General features: G+C 68.9%; 18 protein-coding genes. 8 read left to right on the top strand and 10 right to left on the bottom strand.

The window, feature by feature from the left end:
• Window positions 1-6 precede the first annotated feature (6 nt).
• The 3 genes from ABD714_RS21645 to ABD714_RS21635 are packed head-to-tail and all read left to right on the top strand — an operon-like array spanning window position 7 to window position 2,914.
• Entirely contained in the window at window positions 7-1,032 is a 1,026-nt protein-coding gene (locus tag ABD714_RS21645; protein WP_344814536.1) for an NAD-dependent epimerase/dehydratase family protein, read from the top strand.
• The gene (rfbC, locus tag ABD714_RS21640; RefSeq protein WP_344814535.1) at window positions 1,029-1,610 is read left to right on the top strand and encodes a dTDP-4-dehydrorhamnose 3,5-epimerase; all 582 of its coding nucleotides are present in this window, start codon (window positions 1,029-1,031) and stop codon (window positions 1,608-1,610) included. The genes ABD714_RS21645 and rfbC overlap by 4 nt, the downstream gene beginning before the upstream one ends.
• Window positions 1,607-2,914, top strand: a complete 1,308-nt coding sequence (locus tag ABD714_RS21635; protein WP_344814534.1) for an NAD(P)H-dependent oxidoreductase — start codon at window positions 1,607-1,609, stop codon at window positions 2,912-2,914. Before rfbC ends, ABD714_RS21635 begins: the two co-directional genes overlap by 4 nt.
• 236 nt (window positions 2,915-3,150) lie before the next feature.
• On the opposite strand, the gene ABD714_RS21630 is transcribed toward ABD714_RS21635, so the two are convergent.
• The 7 genes from ABD714_RS21630 to ABD714_RS21600 form a co-directional block, all read right to left on the bottom strand.
• Window positions 3,151-4,122 (bottom strand): glycosyltransferase family 2 protein, encoded by a 972-nt coding sequence (locus tag ABD714_RS21630; RefSeq protein WP_344814533.1) that lies wholly within the window; start codon window positions 4,120-4,122, stop codon window positions 3,151-3,153.
• A gap of 58 nt (window positions 4,123-4,180) precedes the next feature.
• The gene (locus tag ABD714_RS21625) at window positions 4,181-5,026 is read right to left on the bottom strand and encodes a YveK family protein (protein ID WP_344814532.1); all 846 of its coding nucleotides are present in this window, start codon (window positions 5,024-5,026) and stop codon (window positions 4,181-4,183) included.
• Window positions 5,023-6,330, bottom strand: a complete 1,308-nt coding sequence (locus ABD714_RS21620) for a lipopolysaccharide biosynthesis protein (RefSeq protein ID WP_344814531.1) — start codon at window positions 6,328-6,330, stop codon at window positions 5,023-5,025. Before ABD714_RS21620 ends, ABD714_RS21625 begins: the two co-directional genes overlap by 4 nt.
• Complete coding sequence (locus tag ABD714_RS21615; RefSeq protein WP_344814530.1) at window positions 6,327-7,457, bottom strand: glycosyltransferase; 1,131 nt, start codon at window positions 7,455-7,457, stop codon at window positions 6,327-6,329. The genes ABD714_RS21620 and ABD714_RS21615 overlap by 4 nt, the downstream gene beginning before the upstream one ends.
• Window positions 7,454-8,674 carry a hypothetical protein gene (locus tag ABD714_RS21610; protein WP_344814529.1) on the bottom strand — a complete coding sequence of 407 codons (1,221 nt, stop codon included), beginning with the start codon at window positions 8,672-8,674 and terminating at the stop codon, window positions 7,454-7,456. Before ABD714_RS21610 ends, ABD714_RS21615 begins: the two co-directional genes overlap by 4 nt.
• 259 nt (window positions 8,675-8,933) lie before the next feature.
• Window positions 8,934-9,851 carry a glycoside hydrolase family 2 protein gene (locus tag ABD714_RS21605; protein WP_344814528.1) on the bottom strand — a complete coding sequence of 306 codons (918 nt, stop codon included), beginning with the start codon at window positions 9,849-9,851 and terminating at the stop codon, window positions 8,934-8,936.
• 182 nt (window positions 9,852-10,033) lie between these two features.
• Complete coding sequence (locus tag ABD714_RS21600) at window positions 10,034-11,212, bottom strand: glycosyltransferase family 4 protein (protein WP_344814527.1); 1,179 nt, start codon at window positions 11,210-11,212, stop codon at window positions 10,034-10,036.
• Between the two features lie 1,390 nt (window positions 11,213-12,602).
• Here ABD714_RS21600 and ABD714_RS21595 point away from each other — a divergent pair.
• Both ABD714_RS21595 and ABD714_RS21590 read left to right on the top strand, forming a co-directional pair.
• Window positions 12,603-13,424 (top strand): hypothetical protein, encoded by an 822-nt coding sequence (locus ABD714_RS21595; protein ID WP_344814526.1) that lies wholly within the window; start codon window positions 12,603-12,605, stop codon window positions 13,422-13,424.
• A 90-nt stretch (window positions 13,425-13,514) separates the two neighbouring features.
• Window positions 13,515-14,411, top strand: a complete 897-nt coding sequence (locus tag ABD714_RS21590; RefSeq protein ID WP_344814525.1) for a hypothetical protein — start codon at window positions 13,515-13,517, stop codon at window positions 14,409-14,411.
• A gap of 2 nt (window positions 14,412-14,413) precedes the next feature.
• Here the strand turns inward: ABD714_RS21590 and ABD714_RS21585 are convergent, their stop codons facing one another.
• Window positions 14,414-15,376 (bottom strand): sulfotransferase family protein, encoded by a 963-nt coding sequence (locus ABD714_RS21585; protein WP_344814524.1) that lies wholly within the window; start codon window positions 15,374-15,376, stop codon window positions 14,414-14,416.
• 150 nt (window positions 15,377-15,526) lie between these two features.
• Window positions 15,527-16,060, bottom strand: coding sequence for an inorganic diphosphatase (locus ABD714_RS21580; RefSeq protein ID WP_344814523.1), 534 nt, complete (start codon window positions 16,058-16,060; stop codon window positions 15,527-15,529).
• 117 nt (window positions 16,061-16,177) lie between these two features.
• Between ABD714_RS21580 and dacB the strand changes: the two genes are divergently transcribed.
• Window positions 16,178-17,659, top strand: coding sequence for a D-alanyl-D-alanine carboxypeptidase/D-alanyl-D-alanine endopeptidase (gene dacB, locus ABD714_RS21575; RefSeq protein WP_344814522.1), 1,482 nt, complete (start codon window positions 16,178-16,180; stop codon window positions 17,657-17,659).
• Window positions 17,660-17,676: 17 nt separating this feature from the next.
• Here dacB and ABD714_RS21570 read toward each other — a convergent pair whose 3' ends face one another.
• Complete coding sequence (locus ABD714_RS21570; RefSeq protein WP_344814521.1) at window positions 17,677-18,321, bottom strand: GDSL-type esterase/lipase family protein; 645 nt, start codon at window positions 18,319-18,321, stop codon at window positions 17,677-17,679.
• A 351-nt stretch (window positions 18,322-18,672) separates the two neighbouring features.
• On the opposite strand from ABD714_RS21570, the gene ABD714_RS21565 reads away from it, so the two are divergent.
• Window positions 18,673-19,257, top strand: a complete 585-nt coding sequence (locus ABD714_RS21565) for an acyltransferase (RefSeq protein ID WP_344814520.1) — start codon at window positions 18,673-18,675, stop codon at window positions 19,255-19,257.
• 146 nt (window positions 19,258-19,403) lie between these two features.
• On the top strand, window positions 19,404-20,594 hold the full coding sequence (locus ABD714_RS21560; RefSeq protein ID WP_344814519.1) for a zinc-dependent metalloprotease: 1,191 nt from the start codon (window positions 19,404-19,406) through the stop codon (window positions 20,592-20,594).

Below are 20,594 nucleotides of genomic sequence, written 5' to 3'. Positions count from 1 at the left end.
CACACCATGAAGGTTCTCGTCACCGGCACCGAAGGTTACCTCGGCTGCCTGCTCGCTCCCCAGCTCGTCCGCGACGGCCACGAGGTCGTCGGGGTCGACACCGGCTTCTACAAGAACGGCTGGCTCTACAACGGGTTGGACAGCACCCCGCTCACTCTGGCCAAGGACCTGCGGCACATCACCGCGGACGACCTGGCCGGGGTCGATGCCATCGTGCACATGGCCGAGCTCTCGAACGACCCGCTGGGTCAGCTCTCGCCGACCATCACGTACGAGATCAACCACGCCGGCTCGGTCCGCCTGGCCAACCTGGCCAAGCAGGCGGGCGTCCACCGGTTCGTCTACATGTCGTCCTGCAGCGTCTACGGCGTGGCCGGCGGCGAGGTCGACGAGACCTCGCCGGTGAATCCGCAGACGGCGTACGCCGAGTGCAAGACCTTGGTCGAGCGCGACCTCCAGGCCATGGCCGACGACGACTTCTCGCCGACGTTCATGCGCAACGCGACCGCTTTCGGCGCCTCGCCCCGGCAGCGGTTCGACATCGTGCTCAACAACCTGTCCGGCCTGGCCTGGACCACGAAGAAGATCGCCATGATCAGCGACGGCAGCCCCTGGCGGCCGCTGGTGCACGGACTCGACATCGCCCAGGCCATCCAGCGTGTGCTGGACGCCCCGAGGGACGTCGTGCACAACGAGATCTTCAACGTCGGCTCGAGCGAGCAGAACTACCGCGTTCGCGAGATCGCCGAGATCGTCGGCGACGAGTTCCCCGGTTGCCAGGTGACCTTCGGCGACGCCGGCGGGGACAACCGCAGCTACCGTGTCTCCTTCGACAAGATCGCCAACAAGCTCCCGGGCTTCGAGTGCCAGTGGGATGCCGTCAAGGGTGCGGCTCAGCTGCACCAGGTGTTCCGCAGCATCGACATGGACGCCGAGACCTTCACCGGCCGTGGCCACACCCGTCTGCTGCAGCTGCAGCACCTGATCTCCACCGGTCAGGTCGACGCCGATCTCTTCTGGAGCCAGTCATGATCATCAGCAACACCGCCATCGAGGGCCCGGCGGTCATCGACCTGGAGCTGCGCTCCGACGACCGTGGCTTCTTCGCGCGCACCTTCTGCATCGACGAGTTCGGTGCCGCCGGTCTGCAGACCGTGGTCGAGCAGTGCAACCTGTCCGGCAACTACAAGGCCGGCACCCTGCGAGGCATGCACTTCCAGATCGCACCGCACCCGGAGGCCAAGCTGGTCCGCTGCATCCGCGGCGCCATCGTCGACGTCATCGTCGACATGCGTCCGGACTCGCCCACCCGCCTGCAGCACGTCGCCGTGGAGCTGACCGCCGACAACAAGAAGGCGTTCTACGTGCCGCCCTACTTCGCACACGCCTACCAGACGCTGACCGACGACACCGAGGTGCTCTATCAGGTCAGCGGCTCCTATGAGCCCAGCGCTGAGCGTGGCCTGCGCTACGACGACCCCGCCCTGGGCATCACCTGGCCTCTGCCGGTGTCGGTGATCAGCAGCAAGGACGCCGCTTGGCCCCTGATCGCCGACCGCGACGTGCGGGACTTCGGCTGGGAGCCGGACACGGCGGGGGTCGGCGCATGATCCTCGTCGACACAGCCCTGCAGCGGCGTGAGGCCGACGGACACCCGATCCGCGTGGCCGTCGTCGGCGCGGGTTTCATGGCTCGTGGTCTGGTCAACCAGATCACCAACTCGACGCCGGGCATGACCGTCGCCGCCGTGGTGAACCGCACGGTCGCCAAGGCCGAGCGGGCGTACGCCGAGGCGGGGGTGGCCGGGGCACGCCTGGTCACGACACCTGCCGAGGCCGACGCGGCGCTGGCGACGGGCGTGCCTGTCTTCACCGACGACCATGCCGCCGTGGTGACCTCCCAGTACGTCGACGCGGTCGTCGACGCCACGGGTGCGGTCGAGTACGGCTGTCACCTCGCTCTCGCCTGCATCGAGGCGGGCAAGCACCTGGTGCTGATGAACGCCGAGGTCGACGGAACGGTCGGCCCGATCCTCGCCCGACGGGCGAAGGCGGCCGGCGTGGTCCTCACGGGCTGCGACGGCGATCAGCCCGGGGTCCAGATGAACCTGGTTCGCTTCGTGCGTGGCATCGGTCTGCGTCCGTTGGTCTGCGGCAACATCAAGGGCCTTCAGGACGAATACCGCACGCCGACGACCCAGAAGGGATTCGCCGAGAAGTGGGGCCAGGACCCGTACATGGTCACCAGCTTCGCCGACGGCACCAAGGTCAGCTTCGAGCAGGCTCTGGTGGCCAACGCCACGGGCATGACGGTGGCGAAGCGAGGGATGGTGGGCATGGACCACCACGCTCACATCGACGAGCTGACGACCCGCTACGACGTCGCCGAGCTCGAGCAACTGGGCGGCGTGGTCGATTACGTGGTCGGCGCCAAGCCCGGCCCCGGCGTGTTCGTCCTGGCCACCCACGACGACCCGAAGCAGCGCCACTACCTGAATCTGTACAAGCTGGGCGAAGGACCGCTGTACAGCTTCTACACCCCTTACCACCTCTGTCACTTCGAGGTGCCGCAGACGGTGGCCCGTGCGGTGCTGTTCGGCGATGCCACGATCGCTCCGCTGGGCGCGCCGACGGTGGAGGTCGTGACGGTGGCAAAGCGGGATCTGGTGGCCGGTGAGACCATCGACGGACTGGGTGGCTACGACTCGTACGGCGTCTGCGAACGTGCGGACGTGACGGCCAGCGAGCAGCTGCTGCCGATCGGCGTAGCCGAGGGCTGTGTGCTGCGCCGCGACGTGGCCAAGGACGAGGTGCTCACCTACGAGGATGTTGATCTACCCCAGGGCCGCCTGGTCGACGAGCTGCGAGCGGAGCAGGCACAGGAGCTGCCGGCGGAGCAGCTCGCGGCCGTCTGACCCGACGCTGACTCTCGAGACGTCGTTCGTCCGGACCTCCGGACGGACGGCGTCTTCGTCTGTGAGAGGGGCCGCTCGGGTACCGACCGGACCGCTGCCCGCGCACCGGCCAACCAGCAGCCAGTCCCCGCTCAGCCGATCACGAGGCCGGGCACAGTGTGGCGTCGAGATCGTGGCGCGATCAGGTCCAGGCAGGACGACCCTGCAGGGAGTCCGACATCAGGGAGTCGTCCGACTCAGCCCGCGCCGTTCTCGACGGCTCGGGCGTGGGCAACCTCGATGCCACCGACGAACGCCCGGCGCGTCACCATCCCGCGAACGATCGACCAGGTTGCTGCAGCACGCGCCCTGCGCCCGGTGACGGTCAGCGCGATCCCACGCCAGAGGCAACCGAGGACGTACAGATTGGCCATGGTCACCGCCTGGAGGCGGCTCTTGCCGTAACGCCGGAGGTACGTCGCGTACGAGGCTCCCTGCAGCCGTCGCATCTCAGAAGACGGGGCGCCGGAGCTGCCCGTGCCGTGCAGCACCAGCACATCGTCGCGCAGTACGCAGTGCCACCCCCGCTGGCGCGCACGGTGACCCAATGCAGTGTCCTCGCAGTAGACGAAGAAGGTCTCGTCGAACCCCCCCACTTCTCGGAACCGACCGAGGTGGACGGCCATGCAGGTGCCGGTCACCCAATCGACGTCGATGTGCTCGCCGACCCGGGGGTGGGCGAAGAGGCCCGACGAAGGAGCCACGTGGTGGATCCCGAGGGCGTGGACGATCGAGCGGGGGATGGAGGGCTCCCATCCACCGACCCCGAGATCGATGCCTCCCTCGTGGTTCACGGGCGTCGCCGCGTGGGTGATGGCGTTCTCGTCCGCCGCGACCCCGCGCGCCAGCGACAGGATCTGCTCGAGAATGGGGCGGCAGTCAGGATTGACGAAGACCACGTACGGCTTCGTGCTGGTGAAGGCGCCGAGGTTGGCGCCCCGCGCGAACCCCTGGCCGTTGCCCGAGAGGTAGCGGACCTGTGATCGAGTGGTCACGAAGTCGGCGAGTCCGTCCGAGTTCGCCGAGTTGTCCACCACGGCGACGGCGAGTCCTGGCGGCCAGCCGTTCAGCAGCTCCTCGACGTGATGCCTGCTTCGGTAGGAGACGAGGACAACCTCGAGGTCGTCGATGCTGGGCTCGGACGCTGTGTGTGAGTTCGGATCGGTCACGTGTCGATGCTGTTCTGTGCGTGGTGTGGTCAGCTGCTGCCGTGGAGAGGATCAGACGTCAGGCCCTCGCCGCCGCCTGGTCCTGATCCTGCCTGGCGTCGGCATCGGTCGAGGGCGGCGCCGGTTCGGCCAGTGGCGACGGATGAGTGACTGTCTCGACGCTCGAGTCCGGCGTCGTCCCGGTGGTGTCTCCGCGCTGCTGTGGTGCTTCGTCTTCAGCATCGGCCCACCAGGTGGTGCCGTCGTCGGCGAGGCGCTCGTCACTCGCGACCGCCGCGGAACCGGCACCACTGACCTCCCGCTGCGAGGACTGGCGGATCGCCTCCAAGGCAGCCAGGGTGAGCGACAGGAGGATCCCGAGGAGCAGTCCGACCAAGACGGAGACGCCGACCAGGAGCGCTCCGTGCAGCTGGTCGGGCTCGGTCGCCGGCTGAGGGCTGCTGAACTGAGCGGCCACGAGCTTGGGGCCACCGGTCTCCACGTTCAGCGCAGAGACCTGACTCTGGAACCGCCGGCTCACCGCGTTGGTGAGCTGAACCGCCTGCTCCGGCGAGTCGGCGGAGACGCTGATCTCGAGCACCACGGTCTCCGGGACGATCGAGACCGAGATGTGCCGGCGGAGGACGTCAGGACTGATGTTCGCGGCCGTCGCGACCGGCTCGACGATCTCGTCCGCCTTGACCGTCTGGGCGTAGGTGGCAACTCGCTCCTTCAGGTACAGGTTGCCGCTCTGTGCGTCGATGTCGTCATCGACCTCGAGACCGAGCAGGATCTGCGCGCTGGAGGTGTACGTCTTCGGCCACGTCGCCCCGGCGGTGAGCCCGGCGGCGGTCATGACCATGATCACGATCAGGATGAGGGCGATGCGTCGTCGCAACGCCTCGAAGAAGAACGGCAGTGTCACTGGATTTCCTTTCCGACTCTCGGTCGCTCAGACGCTGGAGCTGCTGTGTCGCCCTGGCCCTGCCGGCGACGGCCCCGAGCTGTGGCGATCCACAACCCGGTGGCCATGAAGAGCTGTGTTCCGCACACAGCGAATGCCACGCCGATCGCGCCCCAGAGCCAGGCGGCGATGCCGGCGGTGATGATGTGCCAGCCGACGGCGAGGGAGGTGACGACGGAGGGCGGCTTGGTCCGTCCCGCCGAGACCAGGTCCAGGACGAGCGTGCGCGCGACTCCGGAGAGGACCGTGGCGACACCCATCACCTGGACGATGGGAACCGCTTCGACGAACTGGTCTCCGAGGTACCAGGGGATGATCACCGGGGCGGTGACCGTCAGAGTGAGTCCGGAGATCGAGTAGCACAGGACCAGACCGATCAGGATCAGCCTCCGCTGGTTGGGTTGATCGGGCCGCTCGTGCGCGTCCGAGACGCGCGGCAGCATCGCCTGCTCAACAGACACCAGGACACCGTGGATGGCGCTCGTCAGCCGGTCGGCCGGCCCGAACAGTCCCACCTGCCGGTAGCTGCCGAGCTGAGCCAGCAGGATCGCCGAGCTGTTGACGATGAGCTGTCCGCTGATCATGTTCACGAAGAGCGGAACGCTGTCCCGCAGCGCTTCGCGGGCCGGCGCCGGACGCGTCAGTCTCAGCCGGATGTCAGGAGCGCGTCTGATCACGAACCAACAGACCAGCGCGGAGAGCGGATACGGCAGGAACTGCCAGAACACGGCCAGTCCCACCTGATCCACTCCGTGAACGGTCAGCACCAGGCCGGCCAAGGCGACCAGACGGGCGCCGGCGGTCAGGAACGCGAGCAGCTTGAGTCTGCCCACGGCCTGCAGATACCACATGGGGTACAGAGCCACCCCGATGGTGGTGAGGACCCCGATCAGGAAGAGCCCCCAGTGCGGTCGCAGGCTCGGAACGCTGAAGACGATGATCATCAAGAACACGGAACCGATCGCCCAGAGGCCGAGCTTGGCCGTCAGGGTCGCCGCCGCCACGGACTCTCGACCGGCGTCGTCCTTGGCCACTGCCATCCGTCGCAACGCGCTGAAACCGAAGCCGAAGTCCGTCCACGCCACCAGCATCTGGAGCACAGCGAGGGTCGCGATGAACATGCCCAGTCCTTCGATCCCCAGGACGCGGCTCAGCAACGGGATGGAGACGAGGGGGTAGGCGTAGGAGACGATCTGGCCGAAGCTCACCAGGCTCGCATCACCGGTCAGGCGTCGCAGGTCCCTCAAGAACCCTCTGGCTCTCATGGAGTGCTCCTCGCTGCCGACGGTCTGCCCGCGAGCACGTCGTAGGCGGTCAGCGAGCGCTGGGCCAAGGACGCCTGGTCGAAGCGTTCCGCCGCAAGGGCTGTGCCTTCGCTCAGGCGAGCCGCTAGTTCGGGCTCCGTCAGCACCGCGACGAGGGAATCGGCGAGATCCTCGACGGAGTCGGCGAGCAGACCGGTCTCGCCGTCCTTGACCAGGTCGATGACGCCGGTGACTCGTGAGGCGACCACCGGGATACCCATCGCCTGGGCTTCGAGCACCGCCATCGGCATGCCCTCACCGCGGCTGGTGAACAACAGAACGGACACCGATCGGAGGCGGCGGTGGAGCTCGGCCGGTCTGAGCCATCCGGAGATCTCGACCAGGTCCTCGTGCTCGCCGAAGAGCGCCCGGTCACCCTCGCCGAACCACAGCGCCCGTGCGTGTGGCAGCTCCTGGCTGACCCTGGCCGCCACGGCCCCGAACACCTCGGGTGCCTTGGCCGGGGCGATTCGCCCGATGTGCGCGAAGGCCGGGTGATCGGGGTCCGGTGACCGATCGAACGTGCGCAGGTGAGCCACATCCACGGCGTTGGCCAGCACCGCGGTACGCGACCACGGGAATGACCGCTTCGCGACCCGTTCCTCGGACTCCGAGTTGAGCACCAAGCGCCGCCCGCCGAGGGTGCCCATCAGCTCGAGTGACCACAGGATGAACCGCTTCGGTCGGGACCATTGCGCGTAGGCGAAGGCGAACGCGTGCGGGCTGTAGACCGAGCGGCCGCGATGCGGTGAGAGCAGCGTGACCCACCGGCCGAGCAGCCCGGTTCGCGAGGAGTGAAGGTGCACGACGTCGTAGTGGTCGGCGCGAAGCCGTTCCCTCAGGTTTCGGGTCAGATCCGCCAGCCGTCGCCATCCCAGGGAGTCCGACCACCGCTGCACCTCCACGAGCGGTCCGGCGAGACGCTCGATCTCGTCATGTGCGGGTGAGTCCGGGCGCAGCACGTACGCGAAGACCACTCGCTCGAAGCGGGAGTCCTCGCTCTGTTGCCGGGCGATCGTGGTGACAGCCGTGAGGACGCCGGACGAGCTGGCGTCGGTCACGTGCAGCACCGAGAGGGGGGGCATCATGTCGGCAACTTCTGGGTCGGCGGGGCGGACGGGTCGGATGACCGAGCGGCTCGGACCCGTGAACTCCTGCGCGACCAGCCGGCGGTCGGAGACAGAGGCAGGAGTGCCACGAAGAGCGGCAGCATGGGGGAGAGGTGCTTCACGTAGGAGCCGTAGTCGGGCTCGAAGATCGCCTGGACGATCACCAGGCTCAGCAACAACGCGATCGCGCGCTCCGGGCGCGGGTACCGGTCGCGGAGCGGGGCGTGACCGAGCGAGCTCATCAAGGGGGTCTCGATGCCCGTCGCGCGCTCGCGTTGAACCAGGTGCAGACTCCACATCAACATCGCCCAGAGGAAGCACAGCATGGCCGCCATGACCAGGTAGGTCAGGGAGCCACCGAGCACGAGTGGCCACGGGACGACGAGGCTGAGGAAGACGAGGAAGGCGTTGAGCCACTGCAGGGGAACGGTATCGGGCAGGAAGTCCTGGATGAGCGAACCGACCGAGACGTTGACTCCGGCGCGGGTGTCGTTCACCGACACCCTCGGGTAGGAGAGCGACTCGCCCAGGATGCCGTTGAACGCCAGCTGCAGCCCGACGTACGTGAGCAGGATGAGGATCAGCACGGGAAACAGGCCTCGCAGGCGGGGCAGCAGGATCCTCCCGAGAACGTACAGACCGACGACTGCACCCCAGTAGGGACGGATCGTCGCCGCGTACGCGATCATCCCGCCCACCAGCGCGAGCTCGGACAGCCAACCGGCGGGCAGCAGCAGCACCAGAGCGACCAGGACCAGGCTGACGAACTCCTTGCTGTACTGCGCCAGGTAGATGAGGGCCAGCAGGTAGCAGCCCGTGATGACCCCGAGACCGGTGGGTGTCAGGTGGATCATCTCGCGCCAGCGGATGGCGGCGAAGACGGAAACGCCGAAGACGGCGATCGCCACCATCGCGGCGACGTCCGGCGAACCGCTCAGGCCCAGGACGCGGTAGACCAGCGCGATGTTGCGGAACGGGTCGTCGGGGTTGAGGCTCGCGTCGGGGATCTTGAGCGTGTCCTCGATGTAGTTCCCGTCGAAGGTGAAGCGCTCGTGCAGCTGGGTCCGGAAACGGCTCGCGATCGCCACCGCCAACCCGGCCAGGGCCAGGAGGTAGAGCTGGCAGAACGTGCCCCAACGATCGATCGGCGGCTGCGTGACGCGCCGCGACCGGGCGCGGGTGTCGGCCGGGCTCATGCGAGTGAAGGGGCTAGTGTGATCCACAGTGCTACGCAGCGGCTCGTGGCTCCGGCGAGAGCGCGTGCGGGAGCCAGGTCCAGTCGGCGGACGATCAAGTCAACCCCTTTCCGTGTCGTGGGTGGTGCTGGGTTTCCAGCAACGTGTGGTCCGCCCCCTGCGGTACAGCCAGTATGCGGGACGATGTCAGGTCTTGTCAGACGATCCGCTACGGGTCAGGTCGGGCGTGATCGGTGACGCACAGGCGCTCAGACGGTCGTCACTTCGGGGCCATGGCTGACATCACCGTAGCGAAGCCCGGCTTCTGCGATCCGTCCTGACGGATGATGCCGAAGCCGGCGGGAGACTCGTTGTCTCTCAGCTCGTACAGGCAGATGCCCCAGACCTTGCCGGTGCGCAGAGTCTTGATCGCCGCCGGCACGTAGGCACGTTGATCGGCCTCGGTCCACGAGCCGGGAGTCGTCTGGAGACCGATCTCCGCGATGAACACGGGCTTGTCGTACCGCTGTCGTACTCGCTCGACGCGTTCGGCGAGGCGGGCGATCTCGGACTCGCTGTCGGCGGGGTACAGATCGAGGCTGAGCACGTCCAGAGCCGGTTGGATGGCGTCGAGTACCGTGTACCACTCCTGCTCGCGCGCGTCGTTCATCGGCCAGCCCGTGAGGTTCGTGGTGACCGGAGTCCCGTTCCGCCCGAGCACCTCTCTGGCGACTCCGAGCATGTAACCGAACTCGCCCAGATAGCGCGCGTACTCGTCAGAGTCCTCTCGGGGGGCTCCGGTGAACTTCTGGTAGTGCGAGTGGTCGGCTTCGTTGTAGGGCTGCCACAGATCGACCATGTCGTCGAAGTTGTCTCGCATGGTCGTCCAGAACCAGGAGCACGCTTCGGCGTAGTCCTCGAACGGGTAGTCCTGGGACCAGTCCGGCGAGCCGGGAACCACCATGTTGATGGCCAGTCCCCGATCGCGGGCGTAACCGAGGGCATCGCGGTAGAACGCCGACGCCTCCGGGTTCCACTCGAACTTCGCGGGGGCCACCAACCACGCGTAGACACTCGTCCGGATCAGGTTCTGACCGTGCGAGACGAGTGTGTCCACATCGGCCCGCCACCGCGGGAGGGCCGCCTGGTCGATCGGGGCGCCGACCATGGCGCCGAGGTACTCACCCGCCGGCTTCACGGTGGTCTTCGCTGGTCGCGACGGGTCCGGAGCCGGCCGTGGCGTACCGCTCGGCGGGTTGTACATCAGCACTCCCGTTGCGCCCGCGGCTGCCATCGCGGCGGCGGTTCCGCCGACGATGAGGTTGCGACGGGAGAGCAGACCTGACCTGGCGGATCCGGCAGGCTGGTCGTCGTCCGCCGTCAACGTCGCCTCGGCAGACGTGCGTAGGTCTCGAGGTAGGCATCTGCGACGTGGTCCCAGCCGAAGCGTGGGTGCACGAGATCTCGAGCCTCTCCACGCTTCTGCCTCAACAGCTCGGGGTCCCCGAGCACGTCCTTGAGCGTGGCTGCGATGTCCGCCGGATCGGTCGAACGGGCGACGAAGCGGGGTCCGAGGCCGGCGACGACCTCGGTGTTCGCCCCGACCGGTGTCACGACGACGGGGGTACCGCACGACATCGCCTCCGCCGTCGACAGCCCGAAGCCCTCCAGCTCCAGGGTCGGGGTGACGACGAGGTCCGCGGTCCGGTACCAGGCGAGGAGGTCGGAGTCCGACACGCGCCCCAGCAGGTGCACCGACTCCGCTATGCCGAGGTCGGCCAGCTGCTTCTCGATGGGGGCACGTCGTGGGCCGTCTCCGGTGATCACCAGCTGGGCGGTGGGATGGGTGCGCAGCACTTCGGCCATGGCTGCGACCAGCAGCTCCACGCCGGTGCGCTCGACGAGTCGTCGCGCGGTCACGATGAGCGGCCGATCCACCGGTACAGGGGTGTCGGCGTCCCGCACGGGGGTGAAGTAGTCGGTCTGGAGTCCACCTGGGATCTTCTGCCAGGAGGTGGACCCGGGGCGGGTGTTCGCTCGCATCTCGGAGGCGACGAAGTCACTGAGGGTCACCACGACCTCGGCGTGCTCGAGGACCCTTCGTTCGATGCCCTTCATGGCCCGCACAGTGGCCCCCGAGACGGGTCCGGGAGCGCGGTACTCACCCTGCCGCTCGCCGAGGACCTCCTTGTACACCGGTGCGTGGAACGTGTAGATGTAGGGGATCCGAGTCGTCGTCACCGGAAGCATCGAGATCGGGTAATGGCCGTGCAGCACGTCGTAGTCGGCACCCAGCACCGTCCGCCGCACGGCGCTGGCGACGCTGAGCGGGTACTTCGCCACGAACAGCGGGTCCGACTTCGCCGGCGTCGTGAAGCGAAGCAGCCGGACGCCGTCGTCCCCGGTCTCGGCCGACGCCTGATCAGGTGCAGTGCGCTTGGACAGCGTGGTCACGTCGTGACCCTTGCGAACCAGAGCCGCCGCGAGTTCGCGGACGTAGCGTTCGAGCCCACCGAGCTTGTCCGGAGCGATGGCGTTCGTCACCATCAAGACCTTCATGAATTCCTCCCCCAAGGATGTTCCGAGACGGGATCAGCCCGTCGGGACCCGCGCCACTCCCCAGTGGCACCGGAGTCATCAGAACGCCGCTCAGCATAGTTCATCGATTCGGCCGCCGTCCCGGCTTGCGCGGATTCCACCAGATCTCGCTCGGGCGTCCAGCCTCGACGACGCTCCAGAATGAGACGGTGATCACATGACGGTCGTCGGGGCGGCTGGGGCACGGCAATGTCGGCGCGAATAGGTTCAGCCGGCGTACACTCACTCCAACCGTGGGGGCCCCATGCCCGCTGCGGTGTAGGTCAGTCGTCCTCGCGGGTCCACTTCCGGTTCCGCTGCACGCGCCGGGAGCTCGCTGATGAGTAGCCGTCACCACGACGGGCTGACGGGTTCGACGCTTCGGTGCCTTGTCGGTCTGATCGCACTGGGGGTGACCCTGGTGTCGACATCCTCTGCCCCCGCCTCGGCGGACAGCCAGCGGATCAGCGACGGCTCGACCACGACTGCTCCCGATCAGGTGAAGCTCACCGAGAAGCTCCAGATCAGCGGGACCGGCTGGACGGCCCCGGGCGGCGGTGGCTCGGTGGTCGCGGTCAAGCTGGACGAGGGTCGAGTGCTCACCGCAGGGGCGGTGGCCAATCCGGCGACCGGCGAGGCCATCGGCGACACCACGGTCGTCGCAGCAGTCAAGGCCAACAGGCAAGGGCGTTTCACGGTGGCGGTTCCCCTACCGCACGGTCCCACCTGGGGCGCCGGCACGAGGCACTCCGTGCGCCTCTTGAGCGGGCGACTCGTCGGCAACGACGCGACCAGATCGGTGGCGCTCACCTTCGACATCGTCGCTGCGTCCGGCACCTCCTCGAAACGTCCGCGCCCCCCGTCCGAGCCGACCACGACCTCGGCGCCCAGAACCGAGCCTCGCAGGACATCAAAGCCGGAGCAGTTGCCGACCGCGAGCGAGCGTCCCACACCGAGCGAGACCATCGGCGCCGACGAGCCGACTCCGTCGGCTTCGTCTCCGGGGTCTCGGCAGATGGCGACGCAGGAACCTTCCGCCCCGTTGCGAAGTGTTGCCACGGCGGCCAGCCCGCGTACGGCCGATCGGAGCGCGGCGGCAGGTCCCGGTGCCGTCGTCCAGTCCGCTTCCCCCGACACCGTCGGTGGACCGACCTCCAGCAAGGCGCCCCCCGACGGTCCCGATCCAGGAGCGCGGACCGGGACCCAGCCGCTCGACCATCCGTCTCCGTCGCCGACGTCTCCGTCGCCGACGTCTCCGTCACCGACGTCGTCGGCGCCACTGGCGCGAGCAGGCTCGGGGGGCGAGCCCGATACCGCAGAGTGCGGCGCCGAGCCGGCGACAGCGCTGTCCGCCCCACGAACAGTCCGCGGGGTGCCGACGGTGGAACGGGGCGACACCCTGACCGTGAGCGGAGTCGGGTTCTGTCGGGCGGGCGGGGGCGGTGGTTCGCGGGTACGTGTCCAGATCGACGACGGGCGCTACCTGCGGCGGAGTTCGGACCCGCGGGCGGATCCGACGATCTGGACGATCGTGCAGGCTGAGCGGGACGGGTCATTCGTGGTCGGCCTCCGGCTTCCCGGCGCCACGGACACGGATCCGGCGCTGACCCCGGGCCTCCATCGCTTCCGGTTGATGACGGGCTCGGATCCCGGCGACGCCCTCCGCACAGTGGACACCGGGGAGTTCGTGGTGACGGAAGGCACCATCGCGGTGCTGCCGGAGCCCACGAGGTCACCCGAGGCGGTCGACCCGAAGATCGCCCTCGTCGGCGCCAAGGCCGGGGGCGTGACCATCTCCAGGTCGGGTTCGACGGTGCGGATCGAGGCTCCGGACCTGGAGCCCGGCGACTGGGTGTTCCCTTACGCCTTCGGCGGTCGACAGGATCCGCGCGCCACACCGTTGTCCTGGGTGCAGCTCGACGGCGAGCGGGCGGTGGTCGTCGATGTCGCGGACCTCGGTATGACGGGGGCACAGACGACGCGGGTCAGCCTCCAATCGCGTGACGGAACCCTGATCGGTTGGGCACCGGTCGACGAAACCGCGCCGCCGCAGTCGGTGTCGGCGTCGACATCGCCGGATGATGCGGGCCGACGCTCGCCCCGCCCTCTGGTGGTCTTCGCCGGCGGTGCCATGGTCCTCGTCGGACTCGGCTGGCTCGTCGTCGCCAGAACCCGTCGACGCACTCTCCTGTGACGCCTGCACCTTCGTGCGGAGGACGGGCGACCTCGACTGGTGGGTGATACGAGCCACAAACCGCCGAGAAGTCACCCTTAAGGTGCGCAGGTGGCCACATTCGTCGATCTCGTCCTCCCTCGGTTCGACGGCGCCGAGCTCGTCGTTCCCGCACCGGATGTCGGGGCCGGGAACTGGGCTGGTGGAGCCAGCGCGGTGCTGCACGAGGGCGTCTTCTGGCTGAGCTACCGCGTGCGGCGGCCGATCACGGCGGGGCGTGGAGTGAGCGTCGTCGTGGCTCGGTCGGCGGACGGGGTCCGCTTCGAGACCGTCTGCGAGATCCAGCGCGAGGTCTTCGGCGCTGACTCGTTCGAGCGGCCGGTGCTGGCACCGCTGCCGTCCGGCGGCTGGCGCCTCTACGTCAGCTGTGCGACGCCGGGGTCGAAGCACTGGTGGATCGAGGCCGTCGACGCGGCGACGCCGGCGGAGCTGCCGGGCGGGCGACGCACTGTGGTCCTGCCCGGCGACGAACGAGTGGCAGTGAAGGACCCGGTGATCGTCCTCGATGCGCGGCGCGGCGGTTGGCGGATGTGGGTCTGCTGCCACCCTCTGGACGTGGTCGGGGCGGAGGACCGGATGTGGACGGCCTACGCCACGAGTACAGACGGGCTGGTCTGGACCGTGGAGGGTGAGGCTCTGGGCCCGACCCCTGGTGGCTGGGACGCGCGCGGCGCGCGAGTGACGACAGTGCTGGGGGAGAGTCCGCTGACGGTGCTCTACGACGGCCGGGCGACGGCGGAGGACAACTGGTTCGAGAGGACGGGGATCGCCGTCGAGCGGGACGGACGGTTGACACCGGTCGGGGTCGGGCCGGCCGTGGTCTCACCGGAGGGCGACGGGGCGTTCCGTTACGTCAGCGCTGTTCCCCTCGAGGACGGGCGCACCAGGTTCTACTTCGAGGCTGCTCGGAGTGACGGCTCGCACGACCTGATGACCTCGATCGGCTGACCTCAGCTCGTCCGCTCCTTGAACGACCCGCGTCCCGCACTCGAGCGCCAGTCCTCGAACGACTCCTTCAGGACCTCCTCCAGCAGACCGATGTCGTCCAGGCACTCCTTGACCAGCTCGGCCCGCACCTGCAGCGCCAGCTTCGGCCGACCCTCGGGTCCGCCGTGCTGCAGGGCGCGGTAGAGGGGCTTGACCGCCTCCCGCCAGAGCTCCGGCCGCACGTACGACCCCGCGACCGCACCGGCGCGCACCACCCGTCCCAGCACGGCGGCCTTGAGTCCGGGCTCGACGAAGGGGCGGGAGTTGTCCGGCGGCACGACACCGACCCGGCCGGTCTCGATGCCGAGGAAGGTCGAGACCCGGTCCAGGGTCCGGGCGGGCTCGGCGACCAGCTCCCGGTAGCGGAGCACCAGCACCCGGTCCCGGTCCACCCGGGTGAACAGGTCGGCCAGCTGCTCGCCGTAGCGGCCCATCCGCTGGTAGTGCCAGAAGGGCGCCCAGCCGGCGTCGATCCGCTCCTCCTCGGCCCGCCAGGCCTCGCAGAAGTCGGCCTTCGGCTCAAGGCCGTCGACCCACAGGTGCATCCAGTTCGAGTACGCCCGGTCGACCGGGTCCCGGATGATGGCCACCAGCCGTACGTCGTCGGAGTCCTCGGCGATCCGCCGTCGGGCGTCCGGCAGGTACAGGTAGAAGGGTGTGCTCTCCAGCCGTACGGTCCCGTCCGGTGCGGGGGCGAAGAGGGACAGGTAGTCCTGGCGCCGCCAGACCCACTCCTGCTGGCTGTGCGCGTCGCCCGGCCCGCAGTACGCCGGTGGGGGAGCGTCGCCGCACAGGTAGTACTTGGGTTCCTTCACGGCGGACGCGTGGACCTGGTCGTGGCGGGCGAGCGCGGCATGCAGGGCGCTGGTGCCCGCCTTGGGTGCGCCGATCACCAGCGCGTCCGGCCTCGGTTCCCGGGTGCTCATGTCGGGATAGTAGGAGACATCGGGGGGCCTCGTTCGTCGGATCTCAGATACCGCTCGGGTCGTGGGAATCCCCACTGACTCGCCCGCCCGACGGTGGGTGCACGGGCGACTCGGTGTCCGAGTCGCCCCGGTCAGCTCAGGAGCCGACCGTCAGAAGTTCGCCTCTTTGGCCCGGTCGAAACTGGCCCGGACCTCGGCCTCGGCCTCTTCGGCTCCGGTCCACGTCGCGCCCTCGACCGACTTGCCGGGCTCCAGGTCCTTGTAGACGGTGAAGAAGTGCTCGATCTCGAGCAGCAGGTACTCCCGCACGTTCTCGAGGTCGCGGAGGTGGTCGCGGCGGACGTCGGAGGCAGGCACGCACAGCACCTTGTCGTCGCCGCCGGCTTCATCGCGCATCCGGAACATGCCGATGGCCCGGCACTCGATCAGGCAGCCGGGGAACGTGGGCTCCGAGACGAGCACCAGCGCGTCCAGCGGGTCGCCGTCCTGACCGAGGGTCCCCTCGATGAACCCGTAGTCGGCCGGGTACGCGGTCGCGGTGAACAGGGTCCGGTCCAAGCGGATCCGGCCACTGTGGTGGTCGACCTCGTACTTGTTCTTGCCGCCCTTGGCGATCTCCACGGTCACGTCGAAGGTGAGTCCGCTCAACTCGCGCGGGTTCTCTTCAGTGTTCGGCGACGTCATCGAGGCTCCTTAGGATGGTCGTACCCCCGGGTGGTCTCGGCGCACCGTCACGGTGCCACGGGGTCGGTGGATGGGCTGCCTCGTGGAGCCTAACGGGTGGGAGAGGTGCGGGCGAACGTGAGTCTGAAGCGGCTGGTGGTGGCTGTCGTGGCCCTGGTCGTCATCTCGGCGGCCGCGCTCGGTCTGATCAGCGGCGCCCTCGGCACCGGGTTCTCCGCGGATTCGTCTGTGGGCAGGGAAAATGGCCCTTCCGGGACTCCCGGCGGTCCCCCCTCGGGCGCGGCGACCGACTCGCCGCCACCCTCGCCCGACTCTGATGCACCATCGCCCGGTGTCAGCAACACCACACCGGCGCCCTTCCCGACCGAGCTGCCGCGTTCGGTGCTGCAGCCCGCCCCACCGGGGGACCGGCCGGAGGCGGCCACGGTGGCCGCCCGCATCCGGTCCGTCAGCCGCGCCGGCGTCGGCGGGGTCTACTCGGGTTCGGTGGTCGACGTGGGCACCGGCAAGACGCTCTTCGCGCACCGGGCCGAGGCGGCCGAGATCCCGGCGTCGGTGAACAAACTGCTCACCTCCGCCGCGGTGCTGTCGATGCTCGGCCCCGAGCATCGCTTCACCACCTCGGTGGTCGCGTCCGGCAAGAAGCAGATCATCCTGGTCGGCGGCGGCGACCCCTACCTGGCCACCCGGACCACCGCTTCGACCTACCCGGCCCGGGCCTCGGTCGCCGACCTGGCGAAGAAGACCGCCGCCGCGCTGAAGAAGGCGAAGCGGACCTCGGTCACCCTCGGCTACGACGCGGGCCTGTTCGCCGGGCCCGCCTGGAACCCCACCTGGCCGTCCGGCTACGGCGACCAGGTCACCCCGACCTCGGCGTTGTGGGTGGACGAGGGTCGCCTCGCCGGCGGCTCGCCGGGTCCGCGGACCAGCGATCCGGCCGGGCAGGCGGCCAAGGCCTTCGCCGCCGCCCTGCGCCGGCAGGGCATCAAGGTCACCGATGTCGCCGAGGCCGACGCCGCCAAGGGCGACCCCCGGATCGCCGCGGTCTCGTCCATGCCGCTGGAACGGATCGTCGAGCAGGTGCTGATGAGCAGCGACAACGACGGCGCGGAGGTGCTGTTCCGGCAGGTGGCCCTGGCCGGGGGCCGGTCCGGCTCGATCATCGAGGGCCGCCGGCAGATCAAGGTGACGCTCACCGAGCTCGGAGCCTGGCACCCCGACACCGTCGTCCGGGACGGCAGCGGACTGTCCAGGGACAACCGGATCGGTGCGAACACCCTCTCCCGCCTGCTCCGGTTGGCAGCCACGGGCGACCACGCCCAGCTCCGAGCCCTGATCACCGGGCTCCCGGTGGCCGGGGTCGAGGGGAGTCTGAAAGGGAGGTTCTCCGCCGACGACACCGTGGCCGCCCGCGGGATGGTCCGCGGCAAGACCGGGACCCTGCGTCAGGTCCACTCGCTGGCCGGGTTCCTCCGGACCACGGACGGAACGCTCGTGGCGTACGCGTTCATCACCAACGGCGCCACCGGAGAGTTCGCGGCCAAGACCTGGCTGGACCGGGTGGCTGCCTCCGTCGCCGGGTGCGGCTGCAGTGGCTGACGGATTGCGGCAAGCCGTCAACCGACGATCGCGGACCTGACTGTCGACGCGATCAGGGCTGCGCCGTCTCGATCGGGGTGGACCCCGTCCGGGAAGTAGTCAGGAAAAGGCTTCGTCGCCGTGTGCACGTCGATGACGGGGGTCGACGTGCGTGCACCGACCGTGCGGACGATGGGGACGATCTCCCGAGCTATGACGGTGGGCCGGATGCCGGCCGCGTTCTCGAAGGCGACGGGCGGGGTGGCGACGTAGACAGTCGGCCGGCTCGGGAGGACCCGATAGAGCGAGATCAGTTCGGCCAGCTGCGCTTCGTAGCCGTTGGCATCCCAGTTGACGGCTTTGGAGTCGTTGGCGCCGAGCATGATGACGACGATGTTCGGGTTCGATTCCAGCGACGCCTCGTAGGCGCCGGTCTTCTTGTAGGGGATGTCCCCGGTGTCCTGCGCCGTCGCCCCGATCCAACCGAAGTTCGACACCTGGTAACCAGGTCCGAGGAGGGCTTGGAGCTGACCGGGGTAGGAGTCCTGCTCCCGCCGGGCCTGACCGACGCCTTCCCCGAAGGTGATGCTGTCACCCACCGCGGCGATCGGTCCGCCGATGACCTGGCTGGAGGACTGGACCGGCGTCGGGGCGAGCACTCCTGACGCGAGCAAGACCGCCACGGCCGCTGCGATCGCCACCGCGACCGACAACGCGAACGTGACTCGACGACGCCTGCTGTTCACTGTGTTCCTCATGCCTGTCTGGACCGGTTCATGTCCCCGGGAAGCGGAGGCAGAAATCACGGTGAGTCACACGATCCGCGCCGATCAGCACTCATCCGCGACATATCGTAGTGCGGTCCTCCAGCCTCGGGTGCCGAAACGGCGACCTAGGCGAACTCTTCATCGGCAGGCTATGGTTTCGCGGGAGTTCGTGCCTGACCGGGGATCATCGTCACCGTCCGATGATGGAGTCGGGTGCTCGTCACCATCCGATGACGGGGGTCGGGTGGTTGCTGAGGGGGATGTCTGATGGGTGTATTGCGCAAGATCGTCACGCAGCTCGACCGGGGCTTCGTCAACGGTCCGCTGGCGTCTCCCTTGGTTCCCCGGCCCATCCGTCGCGCCGTCCTGCGAGCCCTCGGGTATCCGATCGACCGGACGGCTTGCATCGCCGAACTCTGCTACATCGGCTCTCGCGAGGTCATCTTCGAGGCTGACTCGTTCGCCAACGTCGGGTGCTTCTTCGACGGGAATACCACCATCCACGTCGGGGCCGGCGCCCAGATCGGGATGTGGTCGGTGCTGGCCACGGCTACCCACGAGATCTCCGAGCATCCCGGTCGGCGTGCCGGGCGCGATGTCGCGCTGCCGATCGTCATCGGCGAAGGCACGTGGCTCGGGGCCAGGTCGACAGTCCTGCCCGGGGTCCATATCCAGGCCGGCTGTGTCGTCGGCGCGGGGTCGCTCGTCATCGGCGACTGCGACCGGGACTCTCTGTACGTCGGGAGTCCCGCGCGCAAGGTCCGCGCCCTGGGCGGCGACAGGTCCTACGCCAGCGGGAACCTGCATCCGGCGGACACGTCGGGAGCCGTCGAGGTGCATCTCGCCACCTGATCTGCGGGTCCGAGGGGGAGAACCTCCGGGCCCTCGGTGAGGGAACCGTCCTGCCGACCCACGGATCGTGGCCGCTCGTGCCTGGGACCCGATGAGGTACGAGCACCAGACACCCATCGAGGGAGGATCGCGCATAGGCTGCGCCCATGACCTCGTCCTCCATGGTCGACTGGACCGTCGCCCTCAGCACGGCCAGCCGGCTGGTCAAGCCCGGTCCCGACATCTCCCGGGAGGGGGCCGCCGAGGCCGTCGCCGACCTCCGTCGGTGCGCCGTCCGGGCCGAGGCGTACGTCCGCGAGGTGACCGGGCTGACCGCGCCGAGCGGCACCGCGCCGGTGCTCGTCGTCGACCGGCCACGGTGGATCGAGGCCAACCTCGACGGTTTCCGGCAGGTGCTGGCGCCGCTCACCACCAAGACCGCGGAGCGGGCGAAGAACTCCAACCCCGCCCTGGTCAGCATCGGCGCCCGGATCACCGGGGTCGAGGTCGGGGCGCTGCTCAGCTACCTGGCGCCCAAGGTGCTCGGTCAGTTCGACCCCTTCTACCCCGGGGTGGACGGCGTCGCGGACGGCGCGGGCGGAGAGCTCCCGCCCGGGGGACGGCTGCTGCTGGTCGCCCCGAACATCGTCGCGGTGGAGCGCGAGCTCGACCTCGCTCCCGGCGACTTCCGCCTCTGGGTCTGCCTGCACGAGGAGACCCACCGCGTCCAGTTCACCGCGGTGCCCTGGCTCCGCGGCTACCTGAACACCCAGATCGGCGAGATCGTGGCCACCGCGGACGTCGACGGCGCCGCGCTGGCCGGGATGCTGCGGGAGGCGGTCAAGCGGATCTCCGAGGCCGCCCGCGGCGACGCGGAGCTCTCCATCGTCGACCTCGTGCAGACCCCGGGGCAGCGGGAGATCGTGGATCGCATCACCGCCGTCATGTCGCTCCTGGAGGGCCATGCGGACGTGGTGATGGACGGCGTCGGCCCGGACGTGATCGGCAGCATCGTCGAGATCCGCCGCCGCTTCGACGTCCGCCGTCAGGGTCAGGGCTTCGACAAGATCATCCGCAAGCTGCTCGGGCTGGACGCCAAGATGCGGCAGTACCGGGACGGGGGAGCTTTCTGCAAGGCCGTCATCGCGGCCGGCGGGATGGACGGACTCAACCGGGTCTGGACCTCACCCGAGACGCTGCCGACCAAGGCCGAGATCGCCGACCCGCAGCTCTGGCTGGACCGGATGGACGCGAAGACGGGGCACCCCCCGCTCGAGGGCGGGCACGACCCGGCGGGCGATCCCGACGGCTCCGGTCCGGCGGACGGGTCCGACGCGACCCCGCCACCGACCGCCTGA

It is taken from the genome of Microlunatus aurantiacus (assembly GCF_039536605.1).
Classification (GTDB): domain Bacteria; phylum Actinomycetota; class Actinomycetes; order Propionibacteriales; family Propionibacteriaceae; genus Microlunatus; species Microlunatus aurantiacus.
Note: the sequence above shows the minus strand (reverse complement) of the source record. Positions and strands in the feature narration are given on the sequence as shown.

Bases quoted from the DNA above. Each gene is read 5' to 3' on its own strand.
- rfbC (WP_344814535.1), top strand. From the start codon at position 1,029: ATGATCATCAGCAACACCGCCATCGAGGGCCCGGCGGTCATCGACCTG.
- ABD714_RS21610 (WP_344814529.1), bottom strand. From the start codon at position 8,674: ATGAGCCCGGCCGACACCCGCGCCCGGTCGCGGCGCGTCACGCAGCCG.
- ABD714_RS21580 (WP_344814523.1), bottom strand. From the start codon at position 16,060: ATGACGTCGCCGAACACTGAAGAGAACCCGCGCGAGTTGAGCGGACTC.
- ABD714_RS21600 (WP_344814527.1), bottom strand. From the start codon at position 11,212: ATGAAGGTCTTGATGGTGACGAACGCCATCGCTCCGGACAAGCTCGGT.
- ABD714_RS21620 (WP_344814531.1), bottom strand. From the start codon at position 6,330: ATGAGAGCCAGAGGGTTCTTGAGGGACCTGCGACGCCTGACCGGTGAT.
- ABD714_RS21645 (WP_344814536.1), top strand. From the start codon at position 7: ATGAAGGTTCTCGTCACCGGCACCGAAGGTTACCTCGGCTGCCTGCTC.
- ABD714_RS21635 (WP_344814534.1), top strand. From the start codon at position 1,607: ATGATCCTCGTCGACACAGCCCTGCAGCGGCGTGAGGCCGACGGACAC.
- ABD714_RS21615 (WP_344814530.1), bottom strand. From the start codon at position 7,457: ATGATGCCCCCCCTCTCGGTGCTGCACGTGACCGACGCCAGCTCGTCC.
- ABD714_RS21585 (WP_344814524.1), bottom strand. From the start codon at position 15,376: ATGAGCACCCGGGAACCGAGGCCGGACGCGCTGGTGATCGGCGCACCC.
- ABD714_RS21560 (WP_344814519.1), top strand. From the start codon at position 19,404: ATGACCTCGTCCTCCATGGTCGACTGGACCGTCGCCCTCAGCACGGCC.
- ABD714_RS21565 (WP_344814520.1), top strand. From the start codon at position 18,673: ATGGGTGTATTGCGCAAGATCGTCACGCAGCTCGACCGGGGCTTCGTC.